Origin of the sequence: uncultured Tateyamaria sp., assembly GCF_947496075.1 — a bacterium.
Lineage (GTDB): Bacteria > Pseudomonadota > Alphaproteobacteria > Rhodobacterales > Rhodobacteraceae > Tateyamaria.
Map to the genome: position 1 here is coordinate 88,725 of NZ_CANMBJ010000004.1, position 18,694 is coordinate 107,418.

The window sequence follows — 18,694 nt, forward strand, 5'->3', positions numbered from 1 at the left end:
AAAAATAGAATATCGGCGCAACAGGGCAGACATATGCTGAAATTCTTAGCAAAACCGAGCTTCGGGGCAAACGCAGAACCTGAAAAGCCATACACGCGGTTTGGTGGCGAGACCCGCAAGCGGGTCAACACCCTGCGCCTGACACGGTTTGAGCAACATAGCACGGTCCCGGACAACCGCGTTGGGGTGACACCTCAAAACCCCCTTGATCTCGCGACGGACATCCAGAGGGCCAGGGCGACACCCTCAGAGCTGATCAACGACGCAGCCCACCTGCATTCCACCGATCAGATTCCGCTTTGGGTCCTTAAAAAGGCGCTCCCTGCCCGCTTCGCCGGAACTCAACCGCCCCTCGAAGCAACAGATCCGTCATCATTCGACGAGTTCTCTGCCGCTGACCGCGCACCCTCTTGATCGCCGTCAAACCTACGCCTATACACCGCTCAGCCTGACTCGGTTTCTCCGAATTGGGTTGCTTGTGCTGTGGCGCCTTCTTCGGCGCTTTCCAGCAGCACCTGCATCTGAACAAAAGGAATGATGACCTGACCTCTGGCGGGCGCAATGGCGGACCCGGTGAAGACACAGAGCTCTGAGGCGCGACAAACCTTCGTGGGCAAACCACGAGCATGATAGGAGTGATGGTCAATGGACCTGATCGCACAGCTAGAGGCGGAACAGATTGCCGCCCTGGGGAAAGACATCCCCGACTTCAAAGCCGGTGATACCATCCGCGTCGGCTACAAGGTGACCGAAGGCACGCGCACCCGTGTGCAGAACTACGAAGGCGTCTGCATCGCCCGCAACAACGGCTCGGGCATCGCCGGTTCGTTCACCGTTCGCAAGATTTCGTTTGGCGAAGGCGTGGAACGTGTGTTCCCGCTGTTTTCGACCAACATCGACAGCATCACCGTGGTCCGCCGCGGTCGCGTGCGTCGCGCCAAACTGTACTACCTCCGCACCCGCCGCGGCAAATCGGCCCGGATCGCGGAAGTCTCCAACTACAAACCCAAGAAGTCCGAAGGAGCCGAGGCATGAAGGCCGATACGCATCCCGACTACCACATCATCGACGTCAAGATGACGGACGGCACAGTGGTTCAAATGAAATCGACATGGGGCAAGGAAGGCGACCAGCTGTCGCTCGACATCGACCCCTCCGTGCACCCCGCATGGACCGGCGGTTCGTCCCGCCTGATGGACACCGGCGGCCGCGTGTCCAAGTTCAAGAACAAATACGCCGGTCTGGGCTTCTAAAGCATCCACACTACATAAAAGACAAAGCCGCTCCAACGGGGGCGGCTTTTTTCGTTCAGGGCCAAAGCATCTTGCCGCGCGGCCCCGCCGTCGCGATAGTATCCCGATCCATCTGGAGGACGGCGATGCGCACCGCACCACTCATCTTGGCACTCTTGATCGCGGCCACACCAGCCGCGGCCCAGGCGGATATCCAAACCGCCACCAAACGCGCCAAGTCCGGTCAATTCGATGCACAAGGCGCAGTGCGCTGCGCACAAGAGGTCGGACAGGATCTTGGCACCTGTGACGCCTCGGTCGCCCGCGCGACAGGATCGGCAGCGGTGGTTGTGACCTTTCCCAACGGCTTTGCTCGCACACTGACATTCTCGGACGGCGCATTCCTGCGCGGCAATGCGACAATGTCGGGGGTCGGAACGGATACCGACTGGCAGCTGACCAATGGCACCTACCATATCCGGGTGGATGACCAGCGCTTCGACATCCCCGAAACGCTGGTCACTGCAGATTAGCCGCCGGGCGTCAGCTTATAGATCGTACCTTCGTCGATGGACGTGTACAGGCTGCCATCCGGCCCCATAACCACCGACCGGAACCGGCCCGACTCCATCGGCAGGGTCATCTCGGTCACGTCCTCCACATCCGCAACATCTTCGTTGAATTGGATCACGTCGAGGCGTTGCCCAATGGGCGTGCCGCCAAATCCGATCCCCATGATGCCGACAACCATCGCGCCATTCCACTCGCCCCAGGCGTCCCCCTCCAGGAACGCGGCCGAGGACATCCCCTGCGACCAGCCATTGTTGTTCCAGACCGGTGGCATGGCATCAGGATAGGTATCGAAATCGGTCATCGGCATAAACGCCGCACGCTCGTACCGGTTCATGCCCTCTTCCTGGTTGGGGCTGTAGCCACAGTAATTGTCGGGGCAATCGCCACGCCCAGCCACGTTCGGGCGCGGGTCCCACCCGGCATTGCCACCGTTTTCCAGAATGGTGATTTCATCCGAATGCCATGGTCCGTGTTCTGCCGTGATGGCCTGTCCCGTCTCGGGGTGGAACGCGATACCCTGCACGTTGCGGTGCCCGTAAGTGTACGTCCGCGCGTCAAAGCCTTCAGGCGGGCTGTTGTCGGCATGGGCATTGCCGTCAGTATCGATCCGGATCACTTTCGATCCCATCATCGTCGGGCTCTGCGGCACCTCGCCATTATGGGTGTCACCCGTTGTCAGCCACAACGCGCCATCCGCGCTGAACCGCACGCGGCCCCCGTTATGCGCTCCAGGTCCCCCGAACGGGTGATCGGACGCCGCCATTTTGTAAGGCACATCGTCGATGATGTCCGTCCGATCCGACACGCTTGTGAAATCATCGCTGACCGTGAATCGCATCAGCCGGTTGGTGTGCGGGTCCGACATGTTCGATGTGGAATAGACATAGATGCGCCGGTTGTTGGCAAAGTCGGGGTCAAAGGCGACGCCCATCATGCCCGCCTGCCCTTCACAGAACAGGTCAGCGCCATTGGCCGCATATCCGGCCGTGTCGGCAACGCCGTAAAGCGCAGTCACAGTTCCATCCGGCATCCGCACGGACAGCCCCTTGCACTTTTCCGTAAACAGCATCGTGCCATCGTCGAGGAACGCCATGTCCCAAGGGTTTTCGAGGCCATCAAGCACAACCTCGTGCGTCAGACTGGTGGTGTTCATGCCGCTCTGGGCCAGCAGCGGCGATGATGAAATAGCCGTCGCCGCAAGCAGTGATGCAATGACCGATAGTTTGGAATGCGTGGTATAACCGGACATAGTTTCCTCCCTTAAATGGTGTCATTCGCCATCCGGAGGGTGCTCTTTGTTTTTATGTCCGGACAAGCCAGACTTTCACGGTATGGTGGTGCCATACGCTGGTCAATGTTTAGTTTACCCAAGGGCAACTTTATGCCGGTGCATCCATACGGATACGAACGGTCAATCGAATGCCGTCGCCACATAGACCGAAATATTGACAATATCCTCGTCCGACAGCCGCTTGGCATGAGAAATCATCAGGATCGAATTGGGCCCAATCTTTTCACCGGCGCGATACCTTTCAAGCTGCGTGGCGATATAGGCAGGGTCCAGGTCAGCAAGTGCAGGATAGCTTGAGGCCCCTTGTGCCTTGTTGCCATGGCAAGCCCGGCACGATTTTCGAAAGATGTCCTGCGCCGCGTCCACGTCGATCACTTGGTCTTCGGATATCGCGGCGGCGCTGGCGCTGCTTTCGGTCGTGGTGTCCGCCCAAGTGGCACACGCCCAAACGCTGATCGCAACGGTCAAAAGGCAGCGTATTAGCATCAACACGGGTCTCCTCTCCTTGCACAATCCCTCAGTAGTAGAAGGTCCAGCGCAATTCGTCCAATGCCCGTCCGCGTCGGGAACGCGATCGGATGGTCTATGGACTGCTAGGAGAGGCGGGGATTTTGCACCAAAGACACCTCGCCCATCCCGCCTGTCTCCAGAACAGGCGAGCCCACATCCAATGCCAGCTACTGCGGTGAAAACCCTAACAGTTCCTGAATCCGCCGCTGTAACCCATTGAAATTTCAAAGGCTGGAATATGTCCCACGCCGGGACACCCCTACCGCGACAGGGCCGCAGCCTCCTTCGCGAGGGCCTCGATCCCGGCCCAATCCCCAGCTGTAACCAGGTCCTTGGGGGCCACCCAGGACCCCCCGGCACAGACCACATTCGGCAGGCTCAGATAGCTATTCGCATTCCCCATGCTCACCCCTCCCGTCGGGCAGAACGATATCTGCGGCAAGGGCGCACCAATGGCCTTCAAAGCAGGGGCACCACCCGAAGCCTCAGCCGGAAAAAACTTGAGCATGTCATATCCACGCGCGAACAAACACATCGCTTCAGACGCAGTGGCGGCACCCGGCAGCAAGGGCAACTCCTCGGCCTCGCAGGCGGCAATCAGCGCCTCGGTGGCACCCGGGGATACCCCGAACTGCGCGCCAGCCTCCTTGGCCGCCTTCACGTCATCCGGTGTCACCAAAGTCCCGGCACCAACAACCCCACCTGACACCTTGGACATCGCAGCGATGACATCCAATGCGGCTGGCGTGCGCAGGGTCACCTCAAGCGCGGGCAGTCCACCTGCCACCAGCGCCTCGGCCAGAGGTTGGGCATGGGCGACATCGTCCACCACAAGCACCGGCACAATTGGCGCAAGGTCACAGATTTCACGGGCACGCACGGCAGCGGCTTTGGCAGTCAGCATTCAAAAGTCTCCAAATACGGTTGCGCCAGTATTGGCGGACCCGACGGTATTGCGGAAGGCGTGGAACATGTCGCGCCCCGCCCCCCAGTGATTGCCCGAAAGATCGGCGGTGGCATGCGGACGGTCAAGCACACCTTCAGTCAGAACTTCAAGCTGCCCGGCCTCGGCATCAACACGGATCAGGTCGCCATCTCGCACTTGCGCGATCACGCCTCCATCCAGCGCCTCGGGGCAAACATGGATGGCCGACGGCACCTTGCCCGATGCGCCAGACATGCGGCCATCCGTGACCAGCGCGACCTTCTGCCCACGGCCCTGCATGATACCCAGTATCGGTGTCAGGCTGTGCAATTCCGGCATCCCATTGGCTTTGGGGCCTTGGAACCGAACCACGATAACAAAGTCACCCTCGCCGAATTCGCCGGCCTTGAACGCGGCCTTCACGTCGTCTTGTTCACGGAACACGCGCGCTGGGGCTTCGACGATCCGGTGTTCCGGTGCCACGGCTGAGATTTTCATGACCCCTGTTCCCAAGTTACCGGCAAGGCGGCTCAGCCCACCGGTTGCCTGAAACGGATCAGCCGCAGGGCGCACGATCTTGTCGTTCAGGCTTTTGCCCGCACCCGCTTGCCAAGTCAGTGCACCGTCGATCAGCTTGGGTTCCTGCGTGTAATTCTCCAACCCCTCACCCGCGACGGTTTGCGTGTCATCGTGCAGCAAGCCTGCGCCCAGAAGCTCGCCAATCATGAAGCCAAGACCACCCGCCGCATGGAAGTGGTTCACGTCCGCCAGACCGTTGGGATAGACGCGCGCGATCAGCGGTGTCACCTCGGACAGGTCGCAGAAGTCTTCCCAATCCAGCACAATGCCCCCGGCCCGCGCCATGGCGATCAAGTGGATCAACAAGTTGGTAGAGCCACCCGTCGCATTCAGGCCAACAATCCCGTTCACAAACGCCTTTTCGTCCAGGATATTGCAGACCGGCGTGTAGTTGTTGCCCAAGGCCGACAAGGACAGCGCGCGCTTGGCCCCTTCAACCGTAAGCGCATCGCGCAGCGGCGTATTCGGGTTGACGAAGGACGAGCCCGGCAAATGCAGGCCCATGAATTCCATCAGCATCTGGTTGGTGTTGGCCGTGCCATAGAAGGTACAGGTGCCCGGACCATGGTAGGCAGCCATTTCCGACGCGAGCAATTCCTCACGCGTCGCTTCGCCCGCCGCGAACCTCTGGCGGACCTTGGCCTTTTCATCATTGGACAAGCCGCTGGTCATCGGACCTGCAGGGAGGAAGACAGCTGGCATGTGACCAAAGGACTGGGCCGCGATGATCAAACCCGGCACGATCTTGTCGCAGACGCCCAGAAAGACGGCGGCATCGAAGACATTGTGGGACAGCGCCACGCCGGTCGCCATGGCAATGACATCGCGCGAAAACAGGCTTAGTTCCATGCCCGCCTCGCCTTGGGTCACACCGTCGCACATGGCGGGCACACCGCCCGCCACTTGCGCAGTTCCGCCCTCCGCCCGGATCGCGTCGCGGATCAGGGTCGGGTAGGTCTCGAACGGCTGATGTGCCGACAGCATATCATTGTAGGCCGTGACAATCCCAAGATTGCCAACGCTTGCTTCGGCCAGCCGGGACTGGTCAGGACCAGCCGCGGCAAACGCATGGGCCTGGCCGCTACAGGACAGGTGCGCGCGGGCCGGACCTTGGGACTTGGCCGTAGCCATCCGATCCAGATACCGACGTCGTGTTGGTGCGCTGCGTTCGATCACACGTTCAGTCACGCGCTCAAGTGTAGGGTGCAGGGGCATCGTGCTCTCCTATCTCCTCATCTCGGTTTGGCCACATCTTATCACAGAGCGCCTGATAGCGCTAACAGCTTCGTTGTGCAATCACCGCGCCACGGTGCCGCAGGAAAGTTTCCATGCCCGCTTTCAAAGGGTGTGAACACAACATATAGTGGCCCAAAATTCGCAAAGCGGATGTGCGGTAAGGGGACAATCATGGCGCATATCATTGTTGTCGGCAACGAAAAGGGCGGGGCTGGCAAGTCCACCGTGTCGATGCATGTGGCCACAGCACTGGCGCGCGCTGGCAAGAAAGTCAGCGCACTCGATCTTGACCTGAGGCAACGGACATTCGGACGCTATGTCGAAAACCGCCGCACGTTTCTGGCGTCGGCTGACCTCGACCTGCCGTCACCGGATGTGCACGACCTGCCCGAGATCGACGCGTCGCAACTCAAGCCCGGCGAGAATATCTATGATCATAGGCTCAGCGCGGCGGTGGCGACGCTCGAACCCGACAATGACTTTATCCTAATCGACTGCCCCGGCTCTCACACGCGGCTCAGTCAGGTCGCGCATTCGCTGGCCGACACGCTGATCACGCCCCTGAATGACAGCTTTGTCGATTTCGACCTGCTGGCGCGCATCGACTCGACGGGTGAGAAGATTCTTGGTCCCTCGGTCTATTCCGAGATGGTGTGGAACGCCCGTCAGTTGCGCGCGCAAGCGGGCCTGAAGCCCATCGACTGGATCGTTCTGCGCAACCGCATGGGCGCCCAGCGGATGGTCAACAAGGAAAAGATGGAACGCGCCATCAAGATGCTGGCCAAGCGTATCGGCTTCCGCATCGCACCCGGCTTTTCCGAACGGGTCATCTTCCGTGAACTGTTCCCGCGTGGGCTAACCCTACTCGATCTCAAGGACATCGGGGTGAAGCAACTGAACATCTCGAATGTGGCGGCGCGACAGGAATTGCGGGACCTGATCAAGGCACTGAACCTGCCCGAGATCGAGGTCGACTTCTGATCCTAGTCTCGCTGCGCCAGACGCAACAACAAGCCACGCAACATGTTCGCTTCTTCAATTGAAATACTGTCTGTCAGGGCTGCATCGTAGTCCTGCGCGATGCCCTTCAAGTCGCGATAGACCTGCTGCCCGGCCGGTGTCAGGGTCAAGTATTCGACGCGTCGATCCTTATCTGCGCGCGTGCGGGTCAGGTATCGGCGCTCCGCCAGCCTTTGCACTGCGCGGCTGATCTTGGTCTTGTGCATCTGCGCACGCGCACCAATGTCGCTGGCCGTCATGCGACCGTAGATGCCCAGGTGAAACAGCACCCGCCACTCGTTCCGCAGCATCCCATACTTGTCCTTATAGACCTTCTGGAACTCAAGGCTCGACGCCTCGGCCGCCTGGTTCAGCAAATAGGGCAGGAACTGGCGGACATCGAAGTCTTTGGCTGATTTCATTGGGGCATCGCTTGTTAGTTACAAAAACAACTATTACATCGGCAACCAATTCCGCAAGAGGGATCGCCATGAACCGCCAATCCGCGCCGCATTCCATGATCCAGGCCCCATCCGGGGCAGGTATCACCGAAAGGTACATGCCGGGCTTCGGCAATGATTTCGAAACCGAAGCACTGCCGGGTGCCCTGCCCGAAGGAATGAACTCGCCCCAGAAATGCAATTACGGGCTTTATGGTGAGCAATTGAGCGGCACCGCCTTTACTGATGTGCGGCCCGAACGCACGTGGTGTTACCGCATCCGCCCCTCCGTAAAACACTCCGGTCGGTACAACCGCATTGACCTGCCCTATTGGAAATCCGCACCACACATCCCGGAAGACGTGACCAGCTTGGGGCAGTATCGCTGGGATCCCGTGCCGCACACCGATCAGGACCTGACATGGCTGACCGGTATGCACACCATGACGACAGCGGGTGACGTGAACACGCAGGTGGGCATGGCGAGCCATATCTATCTGGCGACTGCGTCGATGAAGGACGCTTATTTTTTCTCCGCCGACAGCGAGCTTCTGGTGGTTCCACAAGAAGGACGGCTGCGCTTTTGCACCGAATTGGGGATCATCGACGTTGCACCGCAGGACATCGCGATCCTGCCACGTGGTCTTGTGTACCGAGTCGAGGTGTTGGACGGCCCCGCACGTGGCTTCGTCTGCGAAAACTACGGCGCAAAGTTCGAATTGCCCGGGCGCGGCCCCATTGGTGCCAACTGCATGGCGAATCCGCGTGACTTCAAGGCCCCTGTGGCCGCGTTCGAGGACCGCGAGGTTCCCTCGACCCTCACGATCAAATGGTGCGGCCAGTTCCACGAGACGGAGATTGGTCACTCACCTCTGGATGTGGTGGCATGGCACGGCAACTATGCTCCGCTGAAATACGACCTGAAAACCTACTGCCCTGTGGGTGCCATCCTGTTTGACCACCCCGACCCGTCGATCTTTACCGTGCTCACCGCGCCCTCCGGCCAACCGGGCGTCGCCAATATCGACTTTGTGCTGTTCCGCGAACGCTGGATGGTGGCCGAAGACACATTCCGCCCGCCGTGGTATCACAAGAACATCATGTCGGAGCTGATGGGCAACATCTATGGCCAGTACGACGCCAAACCGAAAGGGTTCGTGCCAGGAGGCATGTCCCTGCACAACATGATGCTGCCCCACGGACCGGACAAAAACGCGTTCGAAGGGGCCAGCAACGCCGACCTTGAACCGCAGAAACTGGACAATACAATGTCCTTCATGTTCGAAACCCGTTTCCCCCAGCACCTGACCCAGTTCGCGGCGCAAGAGGCTCCGCTTCAGGACGATTACATCGACTGCTGGACAGACATTGAAAAGAAATTCGACGGGACACCGGGTAAGAAATGATTGATCCTGGGCTGATCGTTATTGCCGTCGTTGCCTTCGTGTTCTGCTTCGCAATCTGGAGCTGGATCACAGCGATATTTCGGCGTCGTGAAGGAAGCATCGGCAGCATGCCCGGAAGACGACAAGAAGGCGGCAGCCTGACAGATCACTCGGATTAGGCCGCTTTGATCACACAAATCTCAGAACCAAACGGGCAGCAAACATGACCTTAAGGACCAGCTGGGTGACCAGCGCCAATGATGCAGGCACCGATTTTCCCCTGAACAACCTGCCCTATGGTGTCTTTTCAACCGATACACTTGATGCGCGCTGTGGCGTGGCGGTCGGTGACATGATCCTCGATATGTATGCCGCCGAGGAACAAGGGATTGTCGACCTCGCGGACGAGCCGCTGTTCGATGTCCCTTTCTGGAACGAACTGATGGAACAAGGTCCCGCCGTCTGGACCGCCCTACGCAATCGGTTGGCGGACCTGCTGGCCGAAGGGTCGAAGGATCGGGCATTGGTTGAACCCATTTTGGTGCCGATGGCCGATGCGGTTCTGCATATGCCACTTGTCGTGTCGGAGTTCACTGACTTTTATGCGGGCCGACATCACGCCACGAATGTGGGAACCATGTTTCGCGGTGCCGAAAACGCACTGCCGCCCAACTGGCTGCATATCCCGATCGGGTACAACGGGCGCGCCTCTTCCGTGGTTGTCTCGGGCACCGACATCCGCCGCCCTTGGGGTCAGTTGAAATCGCCAGACCATGACTTACCTGCATTCCTGCCCTCACGCCGTTTCGACTTGGAGCTGGAAATGGGTGCCATTGTCGGCATGGCCTCGGACGGTCCCATCTCGGTTGACGAAGCCGACGCAGCCATCTTTGGCTATGTGCTGCTGAACGACTGGTCCGCGCGCGACATCCAAGCGTGGGAATACCAGCCGCTCGGCCCGTTTCAGGCCAAGGCAACCGCAACCTCAATCAGCCCATGGATTGTAACCAAGGCGGCCTTGGAGCCCTTCCGCACCTCCACGCCCGACCGTGAATTCGAGTTGCTCGACCACCTCAAGGACACCGGCCCAATGCTTTATGACATCGATCTGAGCGTCAGGCTTGCCCCGGAGGGCAAAGAGGCCACAACCATCGCCCAAACCAACTACCGCGAGATGTATTATTCCTCGGCCCAGCAACTGGCGCATCACAGCACATCGGGCTGCCCGATGAATGTGGGCGACCTTTTGGGGTCTGGGACCATCTCTGGCCCGAGGAAACCAGAGCGCGGCAGCCTGCTGGAACTGAGCTGGGGTGGGAAGGAGCCACTGACGCTCGATACCGGAGAGACACGCACCTTTCTGGAAGACGGCGATACGCTGACACTTGCAGGACATGCGCGGGGCGACGGATACCGTATCGGCTTCGGCACATGTGCCGGAACGATCCTTGCAGCGCTGGACGATCCGTACAAACGCTGATGTGTGTCTTTTGGCTGGCAAAACGTCGCGTTCGTGGCGGCGTCACTGTCGATATCAGCGGAGGCACAATACCATGACGAACAAACACTGTCCGACCCGGGGTGATCTGTTGTTCCGATTCTGGTTCTCGCTTGCGGGCTTTTCCCTCCTGATCGGTGCCTTGGTCTTTCGTGGCATCCCGCAAGGCCCCGCCGGGTGGGAGGTCATTGGTCTGGCCACGCTGTTCTTTGGCGGCACCCTGGTCTGGACCTTGTGGAAGCTGATCCGGCGCGATCACAGCGAGTGCGCGGAATAGAAACAAGGGTTTTCAGCTTCAAAACCGGCAACGGACCGAAGGTCTTGCGCATTTGTCCCCGCGGGGACAAATCCAGCAGCGCTGGCGCTAAATGGCGTTGATGTCTGACCGGCGCCATCCGAACACTCCCACAGCCCAGCAAAAAGAATTGCCAAACCATACAGGCGATCAGGCACGCAGCGGGGGATTTCAAACACGCATACTTGCGCTGCACATCGAAATTTGAAACCGTCACGGTGTATCTCTGGCACGGGTTCAATGCTCAAACGCCGCTGAAATCCACTTCCACGAAAGGGAAGGACATGAAGACGCGGTTCCTCGCCCGCGCCACGGCAACATCCTCAAGACCAAACAGATCAACGCATCAACAGGCGTCCATCAGACGGTGCGCTGCAGGCGGGTTCCACCTTTTGTTCAGGGGCAGCATATTTTTTGACCTTGATGAGCGTATATGACTGACATTCTGGTTCCCAGGTCCATGATTGCGGATCCACATCGTTTTGGTGGGGTGGCGCATGGTGACTGCGTGCACGGCGCGCCGGTTGTGAAAGACGGGCGGTTGATGGCACTTGATGCACCAACGGGCACAGCAACCCGGATGGTGCTGCCCAAACTGGTCGAACCGCATTGCCATCTCGACAAGTGCTACACCATCAGTCGGTTGGGTCAGGTGGGCGGCGACCTGCATCATGCCCTCGCCAGCCAGCGTGCGGACAAAGTGCATTGGGACGAAGACGACATTCGCGCGCGCGCGACCAAGGGGGTGAAGGAAGCGCATCAAAACGGCTGCGGGTCGATCAGAAGCCACGTGGATTGGGGTGATGAACCCGCACCCCCACTCTCTTGGTCCGTTCTGGTCGAACTGGCCGAGGATCACCCAAGCCTGCAGCTCTCGGCCCTGACCAGTATCGAACAATGGACGTATCCGGAGTTTTCCAACACGGTCGGCAAGGTATTGTCTTTCACGGACGGTGTGTTGGGGGCATTTGTTCACGGGCACGAAAAGACACGCGCCGGGTTGGAGGTCCTGTTTGCAACGGCATCCCAACATGGCCTGATGCTGGACTTCCACGTAGACGAAGGATCGGGCGGCCTCAACGGTCTGGAACAGATCGCTGATGTGGCGCTGGAGGCCGGCTTTGACCGCCCCATCCTGTGCGGCCATTGCGTAAGCCTGATGGACAGACCTTTACACGACGTACAACGCATCGCGGACAAACTCGCGCGCGCAGGCATCACGGTGTGCACGCTGCCAATCACCAATCTGTACCTGCAGGGCCGGACCGATGGCACACCAGACCGGCGCGGGATCACCCGGCTGAGAGAACTGCGGGACGCGGGCGTGCCCATCGTCGTGGGTTCCGACAATGTTGCAGATGCCTTCTGCCCTGTTGGCGCGCATGATCCCTGTGCCGCATTGGCGCTTGCCTGCGTCGCGGCGCATTTGGACCCTCCCATGGGGGATTGGCTGCCCGCAATCACGACGGATGCGGCGCATGCTCTTGGAGGGGCGGCCGTTACAGTAGATGGTGCCCACTTGACCGACATGCTGACATGCGACGTCACGCACACCGCCGATCTGCTATCTGGTCGTGTGCCGCTGCGGCCAGCGCTTGACACGCTCATGTGATCGCAATTGCGGGCCAGACCGGCTTCATTGGACAAGCGCAAACCTGCTCGTAACAACAAAAACAGATCCTGACAGCCATCCCCCGCACTCAACCGGCGAAACGACCAATGACGTGCCCATATCCAGTCAAAAGGCGGTTTTGGGCCCGAGAACGGCGTAGAATCACAAAAACATCGGAATCTTGTCGACTATTTCTATGTGCACGGCCCCCGACGATGGGGTTGACGCCATGCGCCCGATCGTTTGAACTCCGGGCGTCTCCCGGGAAGGGGTGGCGAAAAAACGCAGGATAACTGCAACACCAAAAGGTCGGGCACTCACCCTGACCACATAAGGACGCGAACATCTGTTCGTGACGCCAACAGAGAGGAAGAACATGACCTTTGTAACACGTACCGGCAAGCCGCTGCCGCAATCCATCTTGGATTCGGCTGGCAAAGTCGGCACCGATCCGATCAACCGCCGCGAGTTTCTGGCCACGGCCAGCAGCTTTGGCGCCACAGCCGCCGTTGCCTATGGCATGCTCGGCATGAGCGCCCCTGCCGCGCAGGCCGCGGGCCACAAGGAAGGCGGCACGCTCCGCTACCAGACCGAGGTTCGCGCGCTCAAGGACCCGCGCACCTATGACTGGTCACAGATTGCCAACTTCTCGCGTGGCTGGCTGGAATACCTGGTCACCTACGAAAACGACGGCACCTTCCAGCCGTCGCTGCTGGAAAGCTGGGAAATCAACGATGATGCCACCCTCTACACCCTGAACGTCCGCAAAGGCGTCAAGTGGAACAACGGTGAAGACTTCACCGCCGAGGACGTGGCCCGCAATATCGCAGGCTGGTGCGAGAAGGACCTCGAAGGCAACTCGATGGCCGGTCGCTTCAACACACTGATCGACTCTGACACGAACAAGGCCATTGAAGGCGCCATCGAAGTGGTTGATAGCCACACCGTCAAGCTGAACTTGCCCGCCTCCGACATCTCGCTTATCGCGGGCATGGCGGACTACCCGGCGGCCATCGTGCACAGCTCGTACACAGCTGACACCGCGCTCAGCAATCCCATCGGCACCGGCCCCTACCTGCCTGAGTCGCTCGAAGTGGGCGTCAAAGGTGTGCTGGTGAAGAACGTCGACCACACCTGGTGGGGCACTGAGGTCAACGGTGGCCCCTACATGGACCGCATCGAGTACATCGACTACGGCACCGACCCGGCAGCCTGGATGGCGGCATCGGAAGCCGATGAAGTTGACATGAACTACTCGGTTGATGGCGATTTCGTTGACCTGATCGCGTCCATCGACGGCATGGTGCAGAACGACATCGTGACCGCCGCCACCCTGGTGATCCGGCCGAACCAGCTGGCCGAAGTCGATGGCAAGCGCATCTACGAAGACGAACGCGTGCGCCGCGCCATCACCATGGCGGTCGACAACAACATCCTGCTCGAACTGGGCATCGGTGGCCGTGGCGAAGTGGCCGAAAACCACCACGTCGCACCGTTCCACCCGGAATATGCCGAACTGCCCGCGATGGAGGTAGACCCCGCAGGCGCCAAGGCCCTGATGGACGAGGCCGGCATGGGCGATTTCGAGCACGAGTTGATCTCGATCGACGATGGCTATCGCAAGGACACCACCGATGCGGTCGCAGCCCAGCTGCGCGACGCAGGTATCAACGTCAAACGGACGGTGCTGCCTGGCTCGACCTTCTGGAACGATTGGGCCAAGTACCCGTTCAGCTCCACCAACTGGAACCACCGCCCGCTGGGCGTCCAGATCTGGGCGCTGGCCTATCGCTCGGGCGAAGCGTGGAACGAGTTTGGCTGGTCCAACCCCGAGTTCGACGAGAACCTGAAAAAGGCGCTGGCAACAGCGGATGTGGAAGAACGCCGCAAGCTGATGGCCATCGGCCAGAAGATGATCCAGGACGCGGGCGTTACGATCCAGCCCTACTGGCGGTCGCTGACCAACCACACCAAGGAAGGTCTGGTGGGTGGCGAACACCACATCACATATGAATTCCGTCCGGCGCAGGTCGCCTGGACCTGATCCATGGGATCACGGAATTGGAAGGGGCCGCCATTGCGCGGCCCTTTTTGTTACTAAAAAGCCGAACAAAAGGGATGGTGGGCGGGGCGTATTTGGCGCAGCCAAACAGCGTCAGCCCAGCGCTCTCAGATCACCGCCAACCGATCCGCTGGGAAATGCAAAAGGCGCACGGCTGAATCCATATCCGCGCGCAATTCCTCCCGCATCTCTTCGTGTAGGCGGGTCACCAAAACGTCCCCGGCCAGTTCTGTGCGCGACACCTTTGCAAACCACGCCTCTTCACAGATCAGGTCCTCGATCAACGGGTCGATGACGGCACCACCGCCGCCGGGATACCGATAGTATCCCCAACCGAACCGTTTTCCCAAGCGCCCCTCGGCGACCATGCGCGGCAACACCGGCGTCACATCAACCCCATCGCGGACACGTAGGACCACATCCAGACCAATCAGATCTTGCGCTTCGCACGGGCCAAGTCCGTACCCCCAGGCCACCAGCGCCTCGTCAAGTTCCCAAGGGGTTGTGTGCCGGTACAGCAGCCGCTCGCAAGCGCGCCAGAAGGCATCCTGTAGCGGAGCAACTGCTGCGCTCACGCCCCCAAGCCTTCCAGGAAGCGGTGCTTGGCGATGATGGCCAGCAACTCGTTCACCGACATTGATACGGGCTTGGACGATGTATCGACCTGCGCCAAGGCCCGTTCATATGCCGGGGTCCGTGTGGTCAAGAGCGCCTTCAGTTGCTCCATGGCCGCCGGGTTCCCTTCCATGGGCCGCAGATCGCCCTGCGCGCGTACACGGGTCATATGTTCGCCCGCGCTGGTGCGCACCCAAATGGTGTGGAAGCGTTCCAGCACCATGTCATAGGTCGCCTTGTCGCCAACAATGCCGCCAGCCACGGCAAGGATCAACTTGTCATGACGGGCCACGACCTGGGAGACTGCCTCGGTCTCAAGCGCGCGGTATCCGTCTTGCCCATACAGGCTCATGACTTCGGACAAAGGCATTCCTGCCTTGGCCTCGATCTCCTGATTCAGCTCGACGAACGGTATCTTCAACTTGTCCGCAGCCAAGCGGCCCAAAGTCGACTTCCCCGCCCCGCGCAAACCAACCAGGCAAATACGCTGGGCGCGCAAGGCCATAGGGTTCTGTGGGGCCAGCAAGGCGCGCACACGCCCTTGCACCTGCGCCGGGGCGGCCTGATACAAACGCGCCACCCGCGCCACGTCTCCATCCATCGGGGCGGTTTCGGACAACAAATCCTCGATCCGAACATTCAGCGCAGTCGCGACGCGCTCCAACAGAATAACGGAAATGTTGCCTTCCCCCGCCTCAAGCTGGGCAAGGTAGCGGGGGGATACGCCCGACCGCTCGGACAGTGCACGTCGCGGCAGTCCCAGCGCCTCGCGCGCCGCGCGAACGCGGGTGGCGAGGCGTGCAATCATCGGAACAGCTCCGTCGGGTATGGGTCTTGGTGAAGTCATGCGCACGTTTTTTTGGTCTTATCAGGATGTTGTAGGGCGCATTGCCGACTGATCAACTATTCAAACGTCGCATATGTGGGGGGCAATCACTGCGCGCAGCTCCGGTGGCGCGGAACAGCTCTTGAACTGGTCTGCGATGACAAAAACACAAGTGAACGTGCCTTCGAAGCACAGCACCCCGTTTTGATACCCATCCACCCGAAAAGTCACGGATTTCTCCCCCAGGCGGCTGGGCCAGACAGAACAAATCAGACGGTGACGGGGTGTGACGGGCGATCGAAAATCCATGCTCATATGGACGAATGGCGTGCCAATATTGCGGTCCAGTTCAAGCTGATACCAGCCATCCCCGCCCAGATGCGCCTCCCACCACGCGTTTATGGCGTCCAGCGCAAACCAGGGCAGGCGAGCGGTATAGGCAATCTTGGCCGGGTCACAATCGCCCCATGTGACCCGGATTTCATGTTCGAACGCTGCGCTCAAGCAGCCTTGTCCGCCGCCATCAGGCCCATGATCCCCTGCACCCAGGGCAGCGCCACATCCTCTGGCATGTCAAAGCCCGACGCATCATGCAGGCCGCGTTCACCGACCTGAACAGCACCTTGCGCTTTCAGCATCTCGCTCAGTTTCATGGACCCGTGATTGAACGTCTCGGCAAAGACCATGTCGCCCAAGCCGAAAATCGCAAAACGCACACCGTTCAGGTCCGGCTTGCCTTCGGTCAACGCGTCTTCAAACGGCAGCGCGGTCGATGGCAGGTCACCGTTGCCATAGGTCGAGGTCACGATGATATAGAACGCACCCTTCTCCATCGCGGCCGGGTTCACGTCAGCAAGGCTCTGGATATCGCAGTCGAACCCCTCGCCCAGTTCCGTCTCGATGTCTTCACACAACATCTCGGAATTGCCCGTCTCGGACCCGTAGTAAATTCCAACTTTCATTCAACGCTCCCTAATGCACGCGTTCGGGTTCCGCGGCTTTGTATCGGCGGCACATTTCGTCTTGCTCGTCCCGCGTCAGCATCATGTAAAGCGCAAGGCACATTCCGGTGCATCCGTCGCATTCCAGCGCGCAAAATGGGCGCCGGACCGGTGCATCGTCTGTCAGGGCTGTTCTGTCGATCTGCATAACATCCTCCATCAGGCCATATGCAGCTTAACATATTCGAAATCCCCTGGCTTGTTGTCGATTCCCACACGGGGTGGCGAAATCCAGCTCGCGTACTTTCCGGGCTCATAGCACGGCTTCATCAAGGACTGGATAAAGGCGCCATCCTCCTTGGTCGGCAGCCACTCGGACGCACGTGCATCCCATTCTTCCTGGCTGACAAAGGTGCCGTCCGGCGTGATCGGCTGGTTCGCAAAGATACCGATTTTCCGGTGGAAACCCTCATGGGGCAGTTTAAGTTCAAACTCGATGCCCGTGCGCGAAATCTGCTTGTTCCAACGGCGCAAACCACCAGAGGCATCGCGCACATAATCGTCCCGCAGTCGCATGTTGATGGCCGTCAGGGCCGGCACATCCTCAGTGACGATCTTGCCATCGACGATGCTCGCCACCTTGTAAGTGTCATTCGTCAGCTTGTGATCATCCTCGATCCGCTGCTCCATATAGCGGCCCTTGATACCGGCATTAAAGGCGTTGGCGGCATTGGTGCTGACCTCTTGCCCGAACAGGTCAAGGCTCAGCGTGTAGTGCAGGTTCAGCTTCTTCTGGATCGTGGGCAGGTCAATCACACCCAGATCGCGGATCTTGTCGATGTCATAGGGATCATCGATGCCGTTGGCTTTCATCGCTTCAAGCGTCGCCTGAACAGTCCGGGTCACGCCCGTCTCGCCCACGAACATGTGGTGCGCTTCCTCGGTCAACATGAAGCGGCAGGTACGTGACAGCGGGTCAAACCCCGACTGCGCAAGGCTTTCCAACTGCATCTTGCCATCGCGGTCGGTGAAATATGTGAACATGAAGAAGGACAGCCAGTCCGGTGTCTCTTCGTTGAAGGCGCCCAGCATCCGCGGTGCATCCTCGTTGCCCGATGACCGGACCAGCATGTCATCCGCTTCCTCACGCCCATCCTTGCCAAAATATTTTTGGAGCAAATAGACCATTGCCCAAAGGTGTCGGCCTTCCTCGACATTCACCTGAAACAGGTTCCGCATGTCATACAGGCTGGGTGCCGTCAGGCCCAGGAAACGCTGCTGTTCAACCGACCCCGGCTCGGTATCGCCCTGAATGACGATCAGGCGCTTGAGCATATTGCGATACTCGCCCGGCACCTCCTGCCAGGCAGGTTCGCCATAGTGTTCCCCCATGGGAATGCGACGGTCCTCAACCGCCGGGGCCAGCAGAACACCCCAGCGATATTCGGGCATCTTCACATAGTCGAACTTGGCCCACCCCTTGGGGTCCACGCTGACGGCTGTACGCAGATAGACCATGCTTTCCTGAAAATTCTGCGGGATCAGGTCATTCCACCAGTTGATGTAACCGGGATGCCATTTCTCAAGGGCTTTCAATACCTTACGATCCTGGCTCAGCCCCACATTGTTGGGGATTTGGGTGTCATAGCTGACATTCATCACAGTCATGTCTTCA

Annotated in this window: 21 protein-coding genes; 10 read left to right on the forward strand and 11 right to left on the reverse strand. The window is 59.6% G+C overall.

Features of this window, described 5'->3' with window-relative positions:
* The first annotated feature begins 33 nt into the window (after nucleotides 1-33).
* From Q1A51_RS12875 to Q1A51_RS12890, 4 genes are all read left to right on the forward strand, one after another.
* The gene (locus Q1A51_RS12875; RefSeq protein WP_299599789.1) at nucleotides 34-414 is read left to right on the forward strand and encodes a hypothetical protein; all 381 of its coding nucleotides are present in this window, start codon (nucleotides 34-36) and stop codon (nucleotides 412-414) included.
* 231 nt (nucleotides 415-645) lie between these two features.
* Nucleotides 646-1,035: a 50S ribosomal protein L19 gene (gene rplS, locus Q1A51_RS12880; protein WP_189368162.1), complete on the forward strand. Its 390-nt coding sequence runs from the start codon at nucleotides 646-648 to the stop codon at nucleotides 1,033-1,035.
* Nucleotides 1,032-1,253 carry a 50S ribosomal protein L31 gene (gene rpmE / locus Q1A51_RS12885; RefSeq protein ID WP_189368161.1) on the forward strand — a complete coding sequence of 74 codons (222 nt, stop codon included), beginning with the start codon at nucleotides 1,032-1,034 and terminating at the stop codon, nucleotides 1,251-1,253. Before rplS ends, rpmE begins: the two co-directional genes overlap by 4 nt.
* A gap of 125 nt (nucleotides 1,254-1,378) precedes the next feature.
* Nucleotides 1,379-1,765 carry a hypothetical protein gene (locus Q1A51_RS12890; protein ID WP_299599790.1) on the forward strand — a complete coding sequence of 129 codons (387 nt, stop codon included), beginning with the start codon at nucleotides 1,379-1,381 and terminating at the stop codon, nucleotides 1,763-1,765.
* On the opposite strand, the gene Q1A51_RS12895 is transcribed toward Q1A51_RS12890, so the two are convergent.
* From Q1A51_RS12895 to edd, 4 genes are all read right to left on the reverse strand, one after another.
* Nucleotides 1,762-3,054, reverse strand: a complete 1,293-nt coding sequence (locus tag Q1A51_RS12895) for a PQQ-dependent sugar dehydrogenase (RefSeq protein ID WP_299599791.1) — start codon at nucleotides 3,052-3,054, stop codon at nucleotides 1,762-1,764. The genes Q1A51_RS12890 and Q1A51_RS12895 overlap by 4 nt on opposite strands.
* A gap of 162 nt (nucleotides 3,055-3,216) precedes the next feature.
* The gene (locus tag Q1A51_RS12900) at nucleotides 3,217-3,582 is read right to left on the reverse strand and encodes a c-type cytochrome (RefSeq protein WP_299208087.1); all 366 of its coding nucleotides are present in this window, start codon (nucleotides 3,580-3,582) and stop codon (nucleotides 3,217-3,219) included.
* A 283-nt stretch (nucleotides 3,583-3,865) separates the two neighbouring features.
* Nucleotides 3,866-4,510 carry a bifunctional 4-hydroxy-2-oxoglutarate aldolase/2-dehydro-3-deoxy-phosphogluconate aldolase gene (gene eda, locus Q1A51_RS12905; protein WP_299599792.1) on the reverse strand — a complete coding sequence of 215 codons (645 nt, stop codon included), beginning with the start codon at nucleotides 4,508-4,510 and terminating at the stop codon, nucleotides 3,866-3,868.
* Nucleotides 4,511-6,325, reverse strand: a complete 1,815-nt coding sequence (gene edd, locus Q1A51_RS12910) for a phosphogluconate dehydratase (protein ID WP_299599793.1) — start codon at nucleotides 6,323-6,325, stop codon at nucleotides 4,511-4,513.
* Nucleotides 6,326-6,517: 192 nt separating this feature from the next.
* On the opposite strand from edd, the gene Q1A51_RS12915 reads away from it, so the two are divergent.
* Nucleotides 6,518-7,327, forward strand: coding sequence for a division plane positioning ATPase MipZ (locus Q1A51_RS12915; protein WP_299599794.1), 810 nt, complete (start codon nucleotides 6,518-6,520; stop codon nucleotides 7,325-7,327).
* A gap of 2 nt (nucleotides 7,328-7,329) precedes the next feature.
* Here the strand turns inward: Q1A51_RS12915 and Q1A51_RS12920 are convergent, their stop codons facing one another.
* The gene (locus Q1A51_RS12920) at nucleotides 7,330-7,767 is read right to left on the reverse strand and encodes a MarR family transcriptional regulator (protein ID WP_299599795.1); all 438 of its coding nucleotides are present in this window, start codon (nucleotides 7,765-7,767) and stop codon (nucleotides 7,330-7,332) included.
* A 68-nt stretch (nucleotides 7,768-7,835) separates the two neighbouring features.
* On the opposite strand from Q1A51_RS12920, the gene hmgA reads away from it, so the two are divergent.
* The 5 genes from hmgA (at nucleotide 7,836) to Q1A51_RS12945 (ending at nucleotide 14,619) form a co-directional block, all read left to right on the forward strand.
* Nucleotides 7,836-9,191 carry a homogentisate 1,2-dioxygenase gene (gene hmgA / locus Q1A51_RS12925; RefSeq protein WP_299599796.1) on the forward strand — a complete coding sequence of 452 codons (1,356 nt, stop codon included), beginning with the start codon at nucleotides 7,836-7,838 and terminating at the stop codon, nucleotides 9,189-9,191.
* Nucleotides 9,192-9,393: 202 nt separating this feature from the next.
* Nucleotides 9,394-10,650, forward strand: a complete 1,257-nt coding sequence (fahA, locus tag Q1A51_RS12930; RefSeq protein ID WP_299599797.1) for a fumarylacetoacetase — start codon at nucleotides 9,394-9,396, stop codon at nucleotides 10,648-10,650.
* 73 nt (nucleotides 10,651-10,723) lie between these two features.
* Nucleotides 10,724-10,945 (forward strand): hypothetical protein, encoded by a 222-nt coding sequence (locus Q1A51_RS12935; RefSeq protein ID WP_299599798.1) that lies wholly within the window; start codon nucleotides 10,724-10,726, stop codon nucleotides 10,943-10,945.
* Nucleotides 10,946-11,396: 451 nt separating this feature from the next.
* Complete coding sequence (locus Q1A51_RS12940; RefSeq protein ID WP_299599799.1) at nucleotides 11,397-12,575, forward strand: amidohydrolase family protein; 1,179 nt, start codon at nucleotides 11,397-11,399, stop codon at nucleotides 12,573-12,575.
* 376 nt (nucleotides 12,576-12,951) lie between these two features.
* On the forward strand, nucleotides 12,952-14,619 hold the full coding sequence (locus Q1A51_RS12945) for an ABC transporter substrate-binding protein (protein WP_299599800.1): 1,668 nt from the start codon (nucleotides 12,952-12,954) through the stop codon (nucleotides 14,617-14,619).
* A 125-nt stretch (nucleotides 14,620-14,744) separates the two neighbouring features.
* On the opposite strand, the gene Q1A51_RS12950 is transcribed toward Q1A51_RS12945, so the two are convergent.
* The 6 genes from Q1A51_RS12950 to boxB form a co-directional block, all read right to left on the reverse strand.
* Nucleotides 14,745-15,212: a 3-hydroxyacyl-CoA dehydrogenase family protein gene (locus tag Q1A51_RS12950; protein WP_299599801.1), complete on the reverse strand. Its 468-nt coding sequence runs from the start codon at nucleotides 15,210-15,212 to the stop codon at nucleotides 14,745-14,747.
* Nucleotides 15,209-16,060, reverse strand: coding sequence for a helix-turn-helix transcriptional regulator (locus Q1A51_RS12955; RefSeq protein WP_299599802.1), 852 nt, complete (start codon nucleotides 16,058-16,060; stop codon nucleotides 15,209-15,211). The genes Q1A51_RS12950 and Q1A51_RS12955 overlap by 4 nt, the downstream gene beginning before the upstream one ends.
* 99 nt (nucleotides 16,061-16,159) lie before the next feature.
* Nucleotides 16,160-16,582, reverse strand: coding sequence for a thioesterase family protein (locus tag Q1A51_RS12960; protein ID WP_299599803.1), 423 nt, complete (start codon nucleotides 16,580-16,582; stop codon nucleotides 16,160-16,162).
* The gene (locus tag Q1A51_RS12965) at nucleotides 16,579-17,040 is read right to left on the reverse strand and encodes a flavodoxin domain-containing protein (protein WP_299599804.1); all 462 of its coding nucleotides are present in this window, start codon (nucleotides 17,038-17,040) and stop codon (nucleotides 16,579-16,581) included. The genes Q1A51_RS12960 and Q1A51_RS12965 overlap by 4 nt, the downstream gene beginning before the upstream one ends.
* A 10-nt stretch (nucleotides 17,041-17,050) precedes the next feature.
* On the reverse strand, nucleotides 17,051-17,227 hold the full coding sequence (locus tag Q1A51_RS12970; protein ID WP_299555185.1) for a hypothetical protein: 177 nt from the start codon (nucleotides 17,225-17,227) through the stop codon (nucleotides 17,051-17,053).
* An 11-nt stretch (nucleotides 17,228-17,238) separates the two neighbouring features.
* The gene (gene boxB, locus Q1A51_RS12975) at nucleotides 17,239-18,687 is read right to left on the reverse strand and encodes a benzoyl-CoA 2,3-epoxidase subunit BoxB (protein ID WP_299599805.1); all 1,449 of its coding nucleotides are present in this window, start codon (nucleotides 18,685-18,687) and stop codon (nucleotides 17,239-17,241) included.
* Nucleotides 18,688-18,694 lie beyond the last annotated feature (7 nt).